Here is a 16,246-nt window from a genome sequence, read left to right as displayed (position 1 = left end):
AATGGCTGATGAGCATAGCTTTGATATAAGTGCAAGTGTCAATATGATGGAGGTCAAAAATGCCCTCGAAACGGCTAAAAAAGAGGTGGCTAATAGATTTGACTTTAAGGGTTTAAAGGCTGAAATTGAGCTAAATGAAAAGGATAAAACCATAACTCTCATTAGCTCAAGCGATTCTAAAATTGAAGCGTTAAAAGATATTGTAATAAGCAAACTTATAAAGCGAGAAATTCCGCCAGTAGCACTAAGCCAAAAGAGCGTAGAAAACGCAAGTGGTGGTAATATTAAATCTATTTTAAAGCTAAATGATACCCTTGATAGCGATAACGCTAAAAAGATCACAAAAGCCATAAAAGATTCTAAAATCAAAGTAAATGCGTCTATTAGAGGTGATGAGATTAGGGTTGTTAGCAAATCAATTGATGAGTTACAAAATACAATTAAGCTTGTAAAAGAGCTAAATTTAGAGCTTCCACTAAGCTTTAAAAATCTAAAATAAAGGAGTAAATAATGAAATTTAAAAAACTTTTCTTAGCATTTTCTTTGCTACTTGCTGTTGGTGCAAACGCAATTACTGAAGGCAAAGAGTATATAAAACTACCAAAACAGGCTGAATTTAATAATGCACAAAATAGCGTTATTGAGATCTTTAGCTATGGGTGCATTCACTGCTATAATCACTTCAAAAATGGCACGCTTAAATTTGTATCTGAAATGTTACCAGATCTTAAATATGATGAGTGGCAAGTGCATCAAATGGGTGTATTTGGCTTTGAGATGAGCGATGTTTTAGGCTATGCTAAAAGCCTAGATGAGAAAAATGGTGTAAGCACTCTAAGTGCAAAATCAAATTTTCACCAAGTTTTAAAAGGCTTTTTTGAAGATGCTTTTGTAAATAAAAAATCATATAAAAATGGCGAAGAATTCTATCAAAGAGCCGCAAGTATCCTAAAAGCAAATGGCGTCCAAAATGCTAGTGTAAAAACCATAATAGACTACGCTAACTCAAAAGATGGCAAAGCCTATGCCAAGCTAACCTCTCAAGCTCTAGAAGTGGCTAAAATCAGTGGAACTCCAGGCTTTGTAGTAAATGGCAAATACTTAATCAATATCGAACATGTAAATAGTCAAGAGGAGCTAGTAGAGATAATCTCTGAAATAATCAAGCTAAAATAGTATTAAATTTTTAAATCTCTGCTATAATTTGCAGTTTAAATAAATTTAAAGAGTTATAGCAGATGAAATCTCTATTTTTAATCCAAAATTTAGTTATCAAATATGCTAAATTTTCTCTAAATAAATCCTTAAAATCTCAACTAAATTTAGATCTTTTACCAAATTACCAGACCAAAACCCCAGACCCAAATATAAACTATATGCTATATGCTCATGTGCCATTTTGCCATACTTTTTGTCCATATTGCTCATTTCACAAATATGCTTATGATGAGAGCTTGGCTAAGGAGTATTTTAAAAATTTGCGTTTAGAGATGGAGCAAATTTATAAATTAGGATACAAATTCAACTCTATGTATGTAGGTGGCGGGACAACTTTAATAAACGAAAGTGAGCTTATAAAAACACTTGAGCTAGCCAAAAAGCTATTTAATATAGATGAAATTTCATGCGAAAGCGACCCAAATCACATTGAAATTCAAAATCTCAATCGTTTTAAAGGGTTAATTAAGCGTCTAAGTATTGGGGTGCAAAGCTTTAATGATGAGATTTTAAAAAAAGTTGGAAGGTATGATAAATTTGGCTCAAGCCAAACTCTAATCACAAAGCTAAAAAACGCTATTAATGTATTGCCAATTACTAGCATTGATCTGATATTTAACTTCCCAAATCAAACAAAAGATATGTTAATTAATGATATAAATTTAGCCAAAAGCATTGACGCAGACCAAATCACATTCTACCCACTGATGAAATCTAGTCTTACAAAAGACAAAATCGCCTCTGCTCTTGGCCTAAGTAAAAATGACAATGAGTATGAGTTTTACACCATTATAGAAGAGAGTTTTAAAGATTATTATAAGAGTAATGCGTGGTCATATGCTAAAAAGAAATTAGCCTTAAATGATGAGTATGTCAGCTCAAAGCACGAGTATCTAGGGATAGGAAGTGGTGGATTTGGCTTTGGAGCTTTTTATAAATGCTTTTAACCTAAATGAGTATAATAGCAAAATTCAAAACCACCAAAGCTCCATAATCGCAAATTGTAAATTTAATAAAAAAGAGCGGATAAAATACCTATTTTTAACTGAAATTTTTAGCGGTTTTATCGATATTTCAAAATTTAATCAAACAAACAATACAGATCTTTTAAAAATGCTAAATATAGAATTAAAATTATTAAAACTAATTAAAGCTATTAAAATTCAAAATAATATAATCCAATCAACCCAATTTGGCAGATATTTGTGGCTTAGCTTGATGAAGGAGTTTTACACTGGAATGGATAGAGTAAGAGCTATTTTCAAAGATGATAGCAAGATCAAAAATAGCTCTAAAATAAATATAATGAAAACACAAATTTAAGACTATTTTTGGATATATTTTATATTTGCTTTTGCCTTTAACTTGTTAAAATAATCCATCATAGCAGCCTCTCTTTCTTGCTCTATCATCGCATTTACCACGGATTGTTCCACAGCTTCAAATGGCGGTAAAACTGATCCGTTTTTAGATATGATATAAAATCTCTCTAACCCAACAGGGCTTTCTAAAATAGGAGTAAATTCGCCATTTTGAGTGTTATTAAAGATATATATAAGATTTGGAGCGATCTTAGATGAGCTTAAATTTAAATGCTCCTTTTTCACCCCTTTAATATCTGCTTTATAATCCTTAGCTTGTAAATTTAACGCTTCATTATCATTAGAGATATAGCGAATCAAGCTAATACTATCAAAACGCAAAAACATCCCCGCATTATTCTCATAAAATCTCCTAGCATTTTGCGGGGTGATATTTTGGTTTGGAGCATTTAAAATACTCGCATAAAGCTTCTCTTTTTTTATCGAAATTTGCATATCCTCTCTAAGCTGCTCATCGCTCGTGCCTCTTGATTTTACCACAGATTTAAAGCTATTAACACTCATATTATTAGCTGCGGCTAATTGAGCAATTTTTTGATCTATTTCAAATTCGCTCACGGTGATATTTAATTTTTTTACTTGAGCTAGTTCTAATTTATCTCTTATTAATAAATTTAACGCCTCATCTTTATTTAATTTTGTTTTATTCATCACGCTATTTAGCTCATAGGTAGTAATTGGCTCATTATCCACAGTCGCAACTAGCCCACCTACATATCTAGCACTAGCATTAAGGGCTAAAAATAGCAAAGCAAAAATTAAATTTTTTATCATAATCAAACCTTTATTAAAGCAAATTTGAGCTAAAATTATATCCAAATTTCAATAAATAATAGGATAATCATAATGATAACTACAAGATTTGCTCCATCTCCAACTGGATTTTTACACATTGGCGGACTTAGAACGGCACTATATAACTATCTTTACGCTCGTAAAAATGGTGGCAAATTTCTTCTTCGCATTGAAGATACCGATCTTAAGCGAAACTCGCAAGAGGCTACAATCGCTATTAGAGAGGCGTTTAATTGGTGTGGGCTAGATTATGATGGAAGCGTAGAGTATCAATCAAAAAGATTTGATATTTATAAAAAATATATTAATCAACTATTAGAAAGTGGCAAAGCCTATAAATGCTACACAACTCAAGATGAGTTAGCAAAGATGAGAGCTGATGCTGAAGCTAAGAAATTAAGACCAAAATATGATGGAAGATATAGAGATTTTACTGGCACTCCACCACAAGGAATTGAGCCTGTAATTCGTATAAAGGCTCCGCTTGATGGAGTGATTGAGTTTAAAGATGGAGTTAAAGGGGATATTAAATTTAATTGTAGCGATATACTAGATGATTTTATCATCGCTAGAAGTGATGGGTCGCCTACATATAATTTTTGTGTAGTTATAGATGATGCACTTATGGGGGTTTCGCATATCATTAGGGGGGACGATCATCTAAGCAACACTCCAAAGCAAATTATCTTATATGAGGCTCTTGGGTTTGAAATTCCGCAGTTTTTCCATGTGGCTATGATAAATGGAAGTGATGGGGCTAAACTAAGCAAAAGGCACGGGGCTACTGATGTTATGGAGTATAAAAATATGGGTTATTTGCCTGAAGCACTTTTAAATTTCCTTGTGCGTTTAGGCTGGAGCCACGGCGATGATGAGATATTTAGCTTACACCAAATGATAGAGCTATTTGACCCATATAATCTTAGCAAATCAGCCTCTACATACAATCAATCAAAATTAGAGTGGCTAAATGCGCACTATATAAAATCATTGCCATTTGAGAGACTTGCAGATGATATGCTATATTTTGGGATAGATTTTAGAGCTATTAATAAAGGTCAAATGCTCCTAGATTTGCTAAGGGAGCGTTCAAAAACTCTCTTAGAACTAAAAGCTTCGGCTCTTGCTATCATCAATCAACCAACAGATTATGACCAAAATGCTGTGAAAAAATTTATAAATGATGATAATAAATTACTTTTAAGCCAATTTGCTGATTTTATTAAAAGCCAAGAGATGGACGCTAAGGCTATAGAAGAGATGGTAAATGAATTTTTAGCCAAAAAAGAGAGAAAATTAAAAGATCTAGCCCAGCCAATCAGAATCGCAATAACAGGCGGTGCAGTAAGCCCTAGTATATTTGAAGTTATTGAATTTATCGGACTCGATGAGTTAAAATTAAGAATACAAAACTTCCTAAAATCACTATAGACAAAGCTAGAGTTAAAAGCTCTAGCTTTTTAAAAATAGCCAAATTTACCGCTTAATTTACAAAAAGTAACACCTAAATAATAAATTTTATCTATTATTAAAATATTTACCTCCTATCAAATAAATTTAGGTTATAATTAAATATTATTTAAAAATTTAAAGTTAAATTTAAGGAAATACCATGAGTTTAAAGCAAAAAGCTCTTGACTATCATATAGGTGGCAAGATAGAAATCAATGTCAAAAAACCTTGCGTTAGCGCTGAAGACCTTAGCCTAGCATACTCTCCTGGCGTGGCTGAACCTTGTATAGAGATAGAGTCAAGCAACGAATTAGCCTACAAATACACAAACAAAGGCAATCTAGTAGCCGTAATCACAGATAGCACGGCGGTTTTAGGCCTTGGTGATATCGGTGCTATCGCTGGAAAACCTGTTATGGAGGGCAAATCTGTTTTATTTAAAAAATTTGCCAATGTAGATGCCTTTGATATCGAACTTGATGAGAAAGACCCAGATAAGATAGTTGAAATTTGTAAAGCTCTAGCCCCAACTTTTGGTGGTATAAACTTAGAAGATATCGCCGCACCAAAATGCTTTTACATAGAGAAAAAACTTCAAGAAAGCGTAAATATCCCTGTAATGCACGATGATCAGCACGGCACAGCCATCATCACAACGGCGGGATTATTAAATGCTTTAGAGATAAATGGCAAGGATATTAGCAAGATCAAAGTCGTAGTAAGCGGTAGTGGAGCAGCCGGAATAGCGTGTGCGAAAATGTATCAAAGCGTAGGCGTTAAAAATATAATTATGTGCGATAGCAAGGGTGTTATCCACTCAAAAAGAGATGATTTAACCGAGCAAAAAATGGAATTTGCCATAGATACAGATGATAGAACTTTGAGCGATGCTTTAAGGGGTGCTGATATGTTTTTAGGCCTCTCCAAAGCCAAACTTCTAACCGCTAAAATGGTCAAAAGCATGGCAAATAATCCTATAATCTTCGCTCTAGCCAATCCAGAGCCAGAGATCAGACCAGAGATCGCTCATGAGATTAGAGATGATATCATCATCGGTACAGGCAGAAGCGACTATCCAAATCAGGTAAATAATGTCTTAGGATTTCCATTTATATTTCGTGGTGCGCTCGATGTAAGAGCGACAAAAATCACCGAAAATATGAAAATAGCCGCCGCTATTGCCCTAGCCAAACTAGCCAAAGAGAGTGTCCCTAGCGAAGTTTGTAAAGCTTATAATGTAAGTCAAATTAAATTTGGCAAAGATTACATAATCCCAAAACCATTTGATCCTAGAGTTTTATTCACAGTTGCTCCAGCTGTAGCAAAAGCTGCCGTAGAAGATGGAGTGGCATTGGTAAAAGAGTTTGATGAGGCCTCTTACATACAAAAGCTTAAAAAATTATTTTAATTAAAAAATTAATAATAGCCATCTAAATTTGATGGCTATACTCAAAATAAAATCAAATTTATACAATTTAAATTACTAATTTATAGCTTTTATCAGCTTTTTAGTAAATCAATAGCGTTTAAATAACTGATATTTAAGCCTTTAAATTTGCTAAAAATTTAAATCTTTTTATCGCCTATATAATAACCAAAAAGCTCACTTGAGCCATCTTTTTTCATTAAAATTACTGGATATTTCTCTGGTGCTCCTTGCTCCATTCCAGGACTTCCCATAGGCATACCAGGGGCTGAAATTCCTATCACACCACTGGGTTTATTTTCTAGTAGCCAAACCACAGCACTACTAGGCACATGACCCTCAATAGCATAGCCATCGATAACGCCGGTATGACAACTTTGATACTGAGATTTGATACCTAGACTCTCTTTGATTTTCATAAAATCCTCTTTAGCATAAGAGTTGATTTTATAGCCATTTTTCTCCATATAACTTTCCCAAAGCCCACAACAACCACATGATGGCGACTTATAAACATGGATTAATCTCTCTTGAGCAAACAAAGGTAAAACCAAAGCAAGAGCAAAAATATACTTTTTCACTATTTTTCCTTTTATATCTTGTATAATAATACTTTTTATAATACATAGATACTAAAGCTATTTTAAACCCAAATTCTAAGCGGTTTTGGGTAAAATTTATCCTTATCATCTATTAAATTTATATCATTTTGATTATTTGGCATCAATCTAGTGTAAATTTGATCTACGATTATGGTTTTACCATCGTTTGTTTGGAGTGCAAATTTATTATTTGATAGCTTTTTGATTATCTCCACGCCTAGATCTTTTAGGGATTTTATCTCGATTTGCCCTGTGATTTTATCTTGGATTTTAGCTGCGCTCACCACCAAATCTATATCTTGATTTAGCTCTATTGAAGTGGCGAATTTAGCATTTAAATTTAGCTCCACATCAAAAGCTTTACCGCTATCTTTATAAAGCTCATTTACGATTATCTCTCTTCCGCTGTTAAATTTAAGGGTAAATGTGCCATTTTTATTGATTCTTATAGCTGTTAATGCATCTGTGTTTTTAAGCATATTTGAGGTATTTGCTCTATCTTTTTCAAAGCTATCTTTGACTTTTTGTAGATTGTCTAGGGTGAAGTTAAGTCCGGTTGCTGAGCTAAATTCACGCTCTATAGATAGCATAACGCTAGATTTTACATTTTTATATTTTGCCTTTGTTTCATCATCAAATTCATTTATATAATCATCTCTATTTTTAAGCTCGCTCATATAATCATTATATAAATTCATAAATCTCGTGTATTGTTGATTTTGATAAGAGTTTTTATCGCTATCTCGCCAATAGTACTCTTTGGTTGTTGTATCAAATACATTATTAAAGCCAAAATTTGTAGTATGCGGATAACTCGATAACTCTTCTAATCTATAACTCCCATCAACCCCTTGCTTAGCATAAGCAATCCCAAGTAATCCATTAAAAGCTCCCAAATTTGAATTTATATCTATCCAGCCATCTTCATCAGCTAGTTTTGAAAGCTCGTTTAAGTCATTTTGAGTAAGGCTCTCATATCTTACTTCAGGCTTAAAAATAGAGTATGGATTGTAATCTTTTAGCAATTCTAAAGAGCGTTCATAGCCTTCTATTGTTCCATAATTATCTTTTTGAGCTTCAAGTTTTTTTAAGGCATTGCTCTTGCTATCTATAAAATCTTTTAAATTTATACTATCAACTACTTCGCTAAGTTTTTTGATAATCTCATTTCCATCTTTATCATAAGCTCTTATTTTTAATTTATCAAAGTAGGTGTCATTTTTATCTACAAATCCATTTCCATCACTATCAAATCTAAAAAGTTGTGAATTTGAGCTAAAGCTTCCAACTCCTAATCTATCATTATCTCCAGCTAAATCTAAAAATAGCTCTGCTTTACCAAATTTAGTATCAATTAAATTTGAGTTTGCGTAGGAGTTTAGGTAGTAGGAGTTTGGGATTAAGGGGTTTTGATTTGAGTAGTTATCAGCCTTATAATTCCCAGCATTTGGGCTAAATTTATTTGCGTAGCTGTAGCTTCTGCCAAAACCCAAAGAATGCCATACATCATAGCTTTGGTCAAGCTTTTTACCTAGCATAAAAGATGTCTGTTCTATTATCATATCATCAAGCATTTTTTGCATAAAATATGCTTCATCTTTTACTACGACTTTTTCATCTGTTGTATCATTTTTATTAAGTAAAAACATTTTATCAGCCAAGCTAATCTTTGAGAGCAAATTTATATCAGTATCTTTAGTGATAGCATAATATGCGTTAGTGCCTTCATAATACAATAAATTTTCATTGTCTGAGTATATAATATAATCTTTATATTTTTTGCTTGTTATTGGCTCATTGTTTTTGATACCGATATAGTTTTCGCTCTCATTTTCGCTAATTATATGAAAATTTCTATCAGTTTTATAAATATCGGCTCTTTTTTTAGATATTTCTTCATTTTGCTTTACAATGTCTGCATATTTGTCGAATTTGAAGTTAGTTAAATCTAAATTTGTTTGAAAAGATTTTATATCCATAGGTTATTCCTCTTTGATAACTAGGCTGATTGCTAAACGCAACCAGTCTAAAATATATTAGTATTCTCGAACATCAGCAATAATATAATTATCTGCAACATAAACCCTAAGCTGATTAGCATTAAAATTATTTTGCCCCATAAATAGATCGCCATATACTTTATTTATAAAGTTTATATCCACAACAAGGCTTGTATTTGGTTGAAAAACCGTATTATTGCTAATATCTGTTTTATTCATATCTGCAAACATACCAGTTGAAGCATTCCAAAAGAAATTAGATATCAAATGACTATTCTTTTTTTGATTATAGAATTCTACTGTTTGTTGCATTTTACTTCCGAAATCAATTTTTATACAACCGGAATTTCTTTCATTAATCCCAGTAAGATTTGGTCCAGACTGACAAGATACTTTATTATTTCTAGCTACCCTATGCTCATCTATATCAGCTGGGATAGAAAATCCTTGGTGGCTTCCACTTGCTCTTGAGCTAACTCCATCAAGCGTAGTCCAGCCTACTTCATAGTTTATTCCACTATTGTTAGCTTGTAGATAAACTTTAGTATTTAACGGTATAGCTTGTGGTGTTGATACTGTTTGAGTGCCACCAGTTACCAAGGTAAATGTTACGCTAAGCTTACCATAAGTATCAACAAATACTTTAAAATGCGGTTTGCCACCCATAAATTTTTGAGATCCACCAGCATTTCCTCTTTTTGTATTTATTCTATTGATTAAAACAAATTCATCATCGCTAGATGGATATTGTGTGAAATAAAACCAACCGCCGATGCTATTTAGGGCGTATTGCACTTGAGAATAGTAATCTTCATAGTTACATATCGATGCTTGTTGTGCTATATAATCGCAAGCATAATTTTCACTTTCAGATAAATTTGTTAGAAGTTCGCTTCTAGGCATTGTAGGGTCGTTTTGAACTTTATTATAAGCCAAATAAAATAAAAGTTGTCCGCCACTTGAAACGCTCGTAAGCTCATCTAAATTTGAATCAAATACAAACTGATCTATAGGAAGTGGGGTATAAGAGCGAACACTTAGCTTGGATCTGCTTGGCTTTTTAGTAGAAATTTTACTTAAAATCTCTTTTGGGTTATTTACTTTTTCAAAAGTAAAACTATCTGCTGAAAAAAGAGCAGAAACTAAAAAAATAGTTGCTAAAGCAATTTTTTTCATCAAATCTCCTTTTATTTAAAATATAATCCATAAATCGGCGATAAGAAAAATAGCTTAATATATTTTGATTTATTTTAGATATAATTCCCTACGCTAACACTCAAAAATTAAGCAAATTTAGGATATAATCCATATATTTAATCCAAATATTAAGCCATAAAGGCTACAAATCTCAGTCCTTAAAGACGCTGAAGATAACACACTAATAAAGGGTTTAAATATGCTATTTGGCAAGATTGATTATCTAAATTTGCTTCCATTTCATGTATTTTTAAAGCGCTACCCACTAAGCAATCAAACTAAAAAATCTATTGAATTCAAAAAAGGCACCCCAGCGAAATTATGCGAAGATCTAAGCAAAAGACGAATCGATGCCGCCATCATCTCAAGCATAGAGAGCAGAAATCCAAAATACACAAAACTAAATTTAGGAATATGCGCCAAAGGTGCAGTAAAATCTGTCTTAGCGCGTAAAAATAGCCCCAAAAAACTAGACCCAGCATCTAAGAGTTCAAATATGCTTGGTAAAATTTTGTCGCTTAATGGAGAGATAATAATAGGAGATGAAGCATTAAGACAATATATAAAAGATGGTGGGGATAAATTTTATGATATGGGTGAAATTTGGTATCAAAAAACGGGGCTACCTTTTGTTTTTGGACTATTTTGCTGTAATAAAAATCAAAATTTGTATAAAAAAATTATTAATCAATTCTTAAAGCAAAAAATAAAGATACCAAAATACATACTCAACGAATATTCAAAAAGTAGAAATATCGCTCCAAATATGATTTTATGGTATTTAGAACATATTAGCTATAATATAAAATTTAAGGAAAAACGAGCACTAAAAAAGTTTATTTCACTAGCAAAAAAGTATAATTTTCAGCCATAAAGTGAGTAAATTTGTAACAATACGGACAAAAAATATCCTAACTTTTTCTATATTAAGATTAAATTTAAGATAAATTAAATATAATCCAACTACAAACATTTTCACAATAGGAGTTACGATGTCAGTACATGAGTATATCAACCAAACACTTGAAAATATCAAAAAGTCAAGTCCTGGTCAAACAACATTTTTACAAGCCGCTACAGAGGTTTTACATACTTTAGAACCACTTTTAGAAAAAGAAAAAAAGTATCTTGATCACAAAATCATAGATCGTATTGTAATGCCTGAAAGAACTACGATGTTTAGAGTAACCTATATGAATGACAAAAACGAACCTTGCTCACACTTTGGGTATCGTGTAGAGTTTAACTCTGCTCTTGGCCCATATAAAGGCGGCTTGAGATTTCATCCATCAGTATGCTTAGATATAATCAAATTTCTTGGTTTTGAGCAAATCTTTAAAAATTCACTTACTGGACTTAATATGGGTGGCGGCAAAGGTGGTGCTAATTTCGACCCTAAAGGCAAAAGCGATGGCGAGATTATGAGATTTTGTCAAGCTTTTATGAATGAATTATATAAATTAATCGGCGATGTAAAAGATGTCCCAGCTGGCGATATTGGCGTTGGTGGTCGTGAGATCGGCTATATGTTTGGTCAATATAAAAAATTAACAAATCGCTTTGATGGTGCTTTGACTGGTAAAGGTCTAGACTGGGGCGGTAGCTTAGTAAGGGTAGAGGCTACTGGATATGGCTCAGTATATTTTGCTCAAGAGATGCTTAAAAAACAAAATAGCAGCCTAGAGGGCAAAAAATGCTCAATAAGTGGTGCTGGAAATGTGGCTATATACACAGCTCAAAAGCTATATCAACTTGGCGCACTTCCTATAACAGTAAGCGATTCAACTGGCTTTATATATGATAGCGAAGGTATAGATGTCGAGCTATTAAAACGCATTAAAGAGGTTGAGAGAAAAGGCCTTAGCGAATACGCAGCAGCTAAACCAAGTGCGAAATTTACTCCAGTTAGCGAGTATAAAGCTGGAACAAATGGTATTTGGAGCGTTCCATGTGATGCTGCCTTCCCAAGTGCTACTCAAAATGAGCTAAATTTAGAAGATATTAAAACGCTTTATAATAATGGTTGTAGATTGGTTTGTGAAGGCGCAAATATGCCTAGCACACTTGAAGCTATTGATTTTATGCTAAGCAAAAAAGACTTCTTATTTGGTCCAGCTAAGGCTGCAAACGCTGGTGGCGTGGCTACTAGTGGGCTAGAGATGGCTCAAAATGCAAGCATGCAAAAATGGACTTTTGATGAAGTAGATAGCAAACTTCACCGCATTATGACAAATATCTTTGAAGCTAGTTATGAGACTTCTGTTGAATTTGGAGTGCCAGGCAATCTTGTTCTAGGAGCAAATATCGCTGGATTTAGAAAAGTTGCTGATGCAATGATAGATCAAGGATATGTATAATAGAATTTAGCCGGCTTAATGTCGGCTAGAATTTAATCAATTTAATTATTTTAATTTTACTCCACTACCCTTCTACTAATTATAGGACTAAGCTTAACTAAAATATCATAATTAATAGTCCCAAAAAACTCAGCCCAAATATCAGCATTATCTAATACACATATCCGCTCTCCACCATCAATTGAGCTAAAGCTATCCATAGACATTTTGCCTAAAATTGGATTTCCATTGGCTAATTTTAGCTCTCCATTGCCATTATATCGCAATAACCCATCGCCATAGCCAAGATCATATGTAGCGATATTCATATCATATTTAGCAGTAAATGCGCCACCATAACCTACACTTTGACCAGCATATAAGACTCTTGAGCTTACACGATCGGCATAAAGCTTTAAGACTTTTTTAAGCTCTAGGCTCTCATTAAACCCAAAATATCCAAATTGAGCCATACCAGCACGCACATACTCATCACCTATATCTGAGCTTCTCTCAATCGCAGCTGAGTTGTGAGAGTGAAATATAAGCTCGCCATCAAAAAATTCTTTAATCTTATCTTTAGCTTGTTTGAAATTCTCTTTTTGAACAAAGTAATCCCCACTATGCTCATCGCTAGCTCTAAAATGAGTAAAAGCACCCTTTAATATCAAATTTCGTTTTTTAATAATATTAATAGCAGTTTCAATCTCAGTAATGTCTATACCATTTCTATGCATTAAAGTATCGATGGCAAGATGAATTTGGCTATTTGGTCTTATCTTTTCTAAAGCCCTAAGCTCATTAATAGCATAGATAAACTCGCCATTCTCAGCACCAGTTGGTAAATGAGAAAGCACTATAATGCTCTTAAATAATCTAGATAGTTCCCTTGCTTCAAGCTCACTTTTAACGCAAGCTATTTTGATCCCAAATTCACTAGCGATCTTACCCATCAAAAGCGCCCCATGCCCATAAGCATTGTCTTTTAATACAGCGATGATTCTATCTTTGGAGCCAATTTTATTGGCTATTTGAGTTAGATTGTGTATATAAGCACTCTTTGAGAGTAAAATCTCAGACATTAAAGCTCAAATCAAATTTTTTATATATATGTGGTAGCATCTTTCTTACTGCATAATCATATGCGTAAAACTCTTTATATAAGGCTTTTAAGCTTGGCTCTTTACAAGCATCAAAGTCAAAGGCTGTGCTATTGCCTTGCTTTGGCACACTTGCATCTAAAACATCAAAAAATCTCCCCCTAGCGGCCAAAAACTCTTCAATCTGTTTTTTTACTAGCTCTTTTTCATCCATATTTTACTCCTCTACTAAAATTTTCATCTTATTATCCGCTACTTCTACATATAGAGTTTTATCGCCATTGAACTTATATGAATCGGCTCTATATTTTTCGCTGAAATTTACACGATATATATTTTTATCATCTGTATTTGGGTATGGGGTTATATTGAAGTTTTGGAATTCAATTATTTTACTCTCATTTTTACTAAAAACTCTCTTTTTCATCTGAGTAAATTCAGCCAACTTCATCCCATCAAAACGGCGAAAATCACTATGATAAAATCCTATATATCTATCCAAATCACTCTTAGTCCAAGCATCTTTCCACGCAAAAAGCTGGGCAAATATCACAGCTATATCAAGATTACTAGATTTTGGTTTACCATCTTCGCTTATTATCACGATAGCTGAATTATTTTGCACTATATCTTCAAAAGATTCTAAAATATCATTTTTCATAGCGATACAGCCTTTAGTCTCTAGCTCATTTTCCCTTACATCGCCCTCCATAGGATAGCCATGAATCCATATGCCATAGCCTGTTCTTTTGCGAAGTTTATCATATAAATTTGGGTAAGATAAGCTAAAAGCAACCGGCCCATAATATGTAGTAGGCGGAGTAAATCTGCGTGTTATATCATATACACCAACTGGGGTTTTCAGATCCCCTTCTAATAGCTTTTCGCCCATTAAACCAGTGATTATCTCGCTATTTTTAACCTCTTTTAATTTACCATCTTCATATTGATTTACAGATATATTCTTAGCAGTTTTATCAGCTACTATGATTAATCTGCTTTTATCATCGTGATAGCCATATTTTAGCTCTTTATTTTTTAAGCTATCGCTCCAATACTCCACACTTTGTAAGTTCTTCTCTATCTTATCTTGGACTGCTGATATGCCACCTTTAAGATATAACTCCTCTAACTCCCCACTAAATAAAGATGTTGATACTACTAATAAAAAGAGTAATTTTTTCACTATTTTAACCTTAATTAATTAAATATTTAAGCTTGAAATTATATCAAAATCGGTTGAAAATTAATTTAAATTCTTGTATAATTTAGCTCACTTCAATCAAAAAAGGATAAAATATGTTTAAATATTTATTTACCTCAACTCTAGTTGCACTTAGCGTAAATGCTCAAATTTTAATTACTAATTCATATATCAAAGATACCCCGCCAAATGCGAAAAATAGCGCCGCTTTTATGAGTATAGAAAATCAAGATTCAAAAGATATTGAGCTAATTTCAGCTAGTAGCAATATAAGCAAAGCTACCGAGCTTCACACTCATATCACAGAAGATGGCATGAAAAAGATGATTCAAATCCCAAGCATTAAGATACCAGCCAACTCTAAAGTTGAGCTAAAACCAGGTGGTTTGCATGTTATGTTTTTGGGCTTAAAAAGAGATATAAATGATGGAAATGTCGATTTAAATTTAACTTTTAGCGATGGCAAAACATATGAATTAAAAAATATCCCAGTTAAAAAAGTTATACCTATTAAAATGCATTAATTTGGAGCTAAGCTGTGTTTAATAATAAAAACATTCTAATAACCGGTGGAACGGGCAGTTTTGGCAAAAAATATACTAAAATTTTATTAGAAAATTACAAGCCAAATAAGATAATAATCTACTCACGAGATGAGTTAAAACAATATGAGATGGCTCAGGAATTTAATAGCCCATCCATGCGTTATTTCATCGGCGATGTAAGAGATGAGAGTAGATTAAACACTGCTATGAATGGGGTTGATTTTGTAATCCATGCCGCTGCTATGAAGCATGTGCCAATAGCTGAGTATAACCCAATGGAGTGTATAAAAACCAATATCCACGGCGCACAAAATGTCATAAATGCCGCCCTTAAAAATGGAGTAGAAAAGGTAATCGCACTAAGCACCGATAAAGCGTGTAATCCTGTAAATTTATATGGTGCTACCAAACTAGCTAGCGATAAGCTATTTATAGCGGCAAATAATATAGTAGGTCCAGGGCCAACTAGATTTAGCGTCGTTAGATATGGTAATGTCGTTGGCTCTAGAGGCTCGGTGGTGCCGCTATTTAAAAAATTAATAGCAAATGGGGCAAAAGAGCTGCCAATTACTGATGAGAGAATGACTAGATTTTGGATTACGCTTGAAGATGGGGTTAAATTTGTCCTTAAAAACTTTGCTAGAATGCAAGGTGGAGAGCTATTTATCCCTAAAATTCCATCTATGAAAATCACAGATTTAGCTGCCACTTTAGCGCCAAATTTGCCAATTAATATAATTGGCATTAGACCAGGAGAGAAGCTCCATGAGATGATGATAAGCGCTGATGATGCCTTGCATAGCTTGGAATTTAGCGATCACTATGTTATCACGCCTTCTATTAAATTCTATGATAAACAGGCTAATTTTGCTATTAATAAACTTGGAGAAAAAGGCTATAGAGTTAGTAGCGAATTTGAGTATCGCTCTGATAATAACACCCAGTGGCTAGATGATAAATCACTAAAAGAGATGATAGAGAAGATATAA

15 protein-coding genes and 1 pseudogene are annotated in these 16,246 nt (G+C 33.2%); 9 read left to right on the top strand and 7 right to left on the bottom strand.

All coding sequences use genetic code 11. The features are described from left to right. Position 1 precedes the first annotated feature (1 nt). From CSUIS19072_RS04480 to CSUIS19072_RS04470, 3 genes and pseudogenes are all read left to right on the top strand, one after another. Positions 2-499 (top strand): YajQ family cyclic di-GMP-binding protein, encoded by a 498-nt coding sequence (locus tag CSUIS19072_RS04480; protein WP_086237371.1) that lies wholly within the window; start codon positions 2-4, stop codon positions 497-499. Between the two features lie 11 nt (positions 500-510). Next, on the top strand, positions 511-1,176 hold the full coding sequence (locus CSUIS19072_RS04475; RefSeq protein WP_086293153.1) for a disulfide isomerase: 666 nt from the start codon (positions 511-513) through the stop codon (positions 1,174-1,176). 62 nt (positions 1,177-1,238) lie between these two features. Beyond that, positions 1,239-2,541: pseudogene (locus CSUIS19072_RS04470) on the top strand (coproporphyrinogen III oxidase family protein). Between the two features lie 2 nt (positions 2,542-2,543). Here CSUIS19072_RS04470 and CSUIS19072_RS04465 read toward each other — a convergent pair. Next, entirely contained in the window at positions 2,544-3,374 is an 831-nt protein-coding gene (locus CSUIS19072_RS04465) for a SurA N-terminal domain-containing protein (protein ID WP_086237368.1), read from the bottom strand. Between the two features lie 72 nt (positions 3,375-3,446). On the opposite strand from CSUIS19072_RS04465, the gene gltX reads away from it, so the two are divergent. After that, a complete protein-coding gene (gene gltX / locus CSUIS19072_RS04460; protein ID WP_086237367.1) occupies positions 3,447-4,826 on the top strand; it encodes a glutamate--tRNA ligase in 1,380 nt (459 codons plus the stop codon). A gap of 181 nt (positions 4,827-5,007) precedes the next feature. After that, complete coding sequence (locus CSUIS19072_RS04455; protein WP_086237366.1) at positions 5,008-6,255, top strand: malic enzyme-like NAD(P)-binding protein; 1,248 nt, start codon at positions 5,008-5,010, stop codon at positions 6,253-6,255. Positions 6,256-6,413: 158 nt separating this feature from the next. On the opposite strand, the gene CSUIS19072_RS04450 is transcribed toward CSUIS19072_RS04455, so the two are convergent. The 3 genes from CSUIS19072_RS04450 to CSUIS19072_RS04440 all read right to left on the bottom strand — a co-directional run bounded on the left by CSUIS19072_RS04450 (position 6,414) and on the right by CSUIS19072_RS04440 (position 10,051). Next, on the bottom strand, positions 6,414-6,854 hold the full coding sequence (locus CSUIS19072_RS04450; RefSeq protein WP_086293155.1) for a DUF411 domain-containing protein: 441 nt from the start codon (positions 6,852-6,854) through the stop codon (positions 6,414-6,416). A gap of 62 nt (positions 6,855-6,916) precedes the next feature. Continuing rightward, positions 6,917-8,854, bottom strand: a complete 1,938-nt coding sequence (locus tag CSUIS19072_RS04445) for a hypothetical protein (RefSeq protein WP_086293157.1) — start codon at positions 8,852-8,854, stop codon at positions 6,917-6,919. A gap of 57 nt (positions 8,855-8,911) precedes the next feature. Beyond that, positions 8,912-10,051: a hypothetical protein gene (locus tag CSUIS19072_RS04440; RefSeq protein WP_086237363.1), complete on the bottom strand. Its 1,140-nt coding sequence runs from the start codon at positions 10,049-10,051 to the stop codon at positions 8,912-8,914. 220 nt (positions 10,052-10,271) lie between these two features. Here CSUIS19072_RS04440 and CSUIS19072_RS04435 point away from each other — a divergent pair, with 220 nt between their 5' ends. Together CSUIS19072_RS04435 and gdhA are read left to right on the top strand one after the other, a co-directional pair. Continuing rightward, entirely contained in the window at positions 10,272-10,946 is a 675-nt protein-coding gene (locus CSUIS19072_RS04435) for an MqnA/MqnD/SBP family protein (protein WP_086237362.1), read from the top strand. Positions 10,947-11,064: 118 nt separating this feature from the next. Next, positions 11,065-12,429 (top strand): NADP-specific glutamate dehydrogenase, encoded by a 1,365-nt coding sequence (gdhA, locus tag CSUIS19072_RS04430; protein ID WP_086225327.1) that lies wholly within the window; start codon positions 11,065-11,067, stop codon positions 12,427-12,429. 56 nt (positions 12,430-12,485) lie between these two features. Here the strand turns inward: gdhA and CSUIS19072_RS04425 are convergent, their stop codons facing one another. From CSUIS19072_RS04425 to CSUIS19072_RS04415, 3 genes are read right to left on the bottom strand one after another with little or no spacing between them, the layout of a single operon-like run. Then, positions 12,486-13,490 (bottom strand): alanine racemase, encoded by a 1,005-nt coding sequence (locus CSUIS19072_RS04425; RefSeq protein WP_086293159.1) that lies wholly within the window; start codon positions 13,488-13,490, stop codon positions 12,486-12,488. Continuing rightward, a complete protein-coding gene (cmeU, locus tag CSUIS19072_RS04420; protein WP_086293161.1) occupies positions 13,483-13,722 on the bottom strand; it encodes a CmeU family protein in 240 nt (79 codons plus the stop codon). Before cmeU ends, CSUIS19072_RS04425 begins: the two co-directional genes overlap by 8 nt. A gap of 3 nt (positions 13,723-13,725) precedes the next feature. Next, positions 13,726-14,694 carry a L,D-transpeptidase family protein gene (locus CSUIS19072_RS04415; RefSeq protein ID WP_086293163.1) on the bottom strand — a complete coding sequence of 323 codons (969 nt, stop codon included), beginning with the start codon at positions 14,692-14,694 and terminating at the stop codon, positions 13,726-13,728. A gap of 113 nt (positions 14,695-14,807) precedes the next feature. Here CSUIS19072_RS04415 and CSUIS19072_RS04410 point away from each other — a divergent pair, with 113 nt between their 5' ends. Together CSUIS19072_RS04410 and pseB are read left to right on the top strand one after the other, a co-directional pair. Next, positions 14,808-15,236 carry a copper chaperone PCu(A)C gene (locus tag CSUIS19072_RS04410; protein WP_086237358.1) on the top strand — a complete coding sequence of 143 codons (429 nt, stop codon included), beginning with the start codon at positions 14,808-14,810 and terminating at the stop codon, positions 15,234-15,236. Between the two features lie 14 nt (positions 15,237-15,250). Beyond that, positions 15,251-16,246, top strand: a complete 996-nt coding sequence (gene pseB, locus CSUIS19072_RS04405; RefSeq protein ID WP_086237357.1) for a UDP-N-acetylglucosamine 4,6-dehydratase (inverting) — start codon at positions 15,251-15,253, stop codon at positions 16,244-16,246.

This window comes from Campylobacter sp. RM19072 (assembly GCF_024723485.1).
GTDB lineage: Bacteria > Campylobacterota > Campylobacteria > Campylobacterales > Campylobacteraceae > Campylobacter > Campylobacter porcelli.
Note: the sequence above shows the minus strand (reverse complement) of the source record. Positions and strands in the feature narration are given on the sequence as shown.

Excerpts from the sequence above, each read along its gene's own strand:
- CSUIS19072_RS04480 (WP_086237371.1), top strand. The coding sequence starts at position 2 with ATGGCTGATGAGCATAGCTTTGATATAAGTGCAAGTGTCAATATGATG.
- CSUIS19072_RS04475 (WP_086293153.1), top strand. The coding sequence starts at position 511 with ATGAAATTTAAAAAACTTTTCTTAGCATTTTCTTTGCTACTTGCTGTT.
- CSUIS19072_RS04465 (WP_086237368.1), bottom strand. The coding sequence starts at position 3,374 with ATGATAAAAAATTTAATTTTTGCTTTGCTATTTTTAGCCCTTAATGCT.
- gltX (WP_086237367.1), top strand. The coding sequence starts at position 3,447 with ATGATAACTACAAGATTTGCTCCATCTCCAACTGGATTTTTACACATT.
- CSUIS19072_RS04455 (WP_086237366.1), top strand. The coding sequence starts at position 5,008 with ATGAGTTTAAAGCAAAAAGCTCTTGACTATCATATAGGTGGCAAGATA.
- CSUIS19072_RS04445 (WP_086293157.1), bottom strand. The coding sequence starts at position 8,854 with ATGGATATAAAATCTTTTCAAACAAATTTAGATTTAACTAACTTCAAA.
- CSUIS19072_RS04440 (WP_086237363.1), bottom strand. The coding sequence starts at position 10,051 with ATGAAAAAAATTGCTTTAGCAACTATTTTTTTAGTTTCTGCTCTTTTT.
- CSUIS19072_RS04435 (WP_086237362.1), top strand. The coding sequence starts at position 10,272 with ATGCTATTTGGCAAGATTGATTATCTAAATTTGCTTCCATTTCATGTA.
- gdhA (WP_086225327.1), top strand. The coding sequence starts at position 11,065 with ATGTCAGTACATGAGTATATCAACCAAACACTTGAAAATATCAAAAAG.
- CSUIS19072_RS04425 (WP_086293159.1), bottom strand. The coding sequence starts at position 13,490 with ATGTCTGAGATTTTACTCTCAAAGAGTGCTTATATACACAATCTAACT.
- cmeU (WP_086293161.1), bottom strand. The coding sequence starts at position 13,722 with ATGGATGAAAAAGAGCTAGTAAAAAAACAGATTGAAGAGTTTTTGGCC.
- CSUIS19072_RS04410 (WP_086237358.1), top strand. The coding sequence starts at position 14,808 with ATGTTTAAATATTTATTTACCTCAACTCTAGTTGCACTTAGCGTAAAT.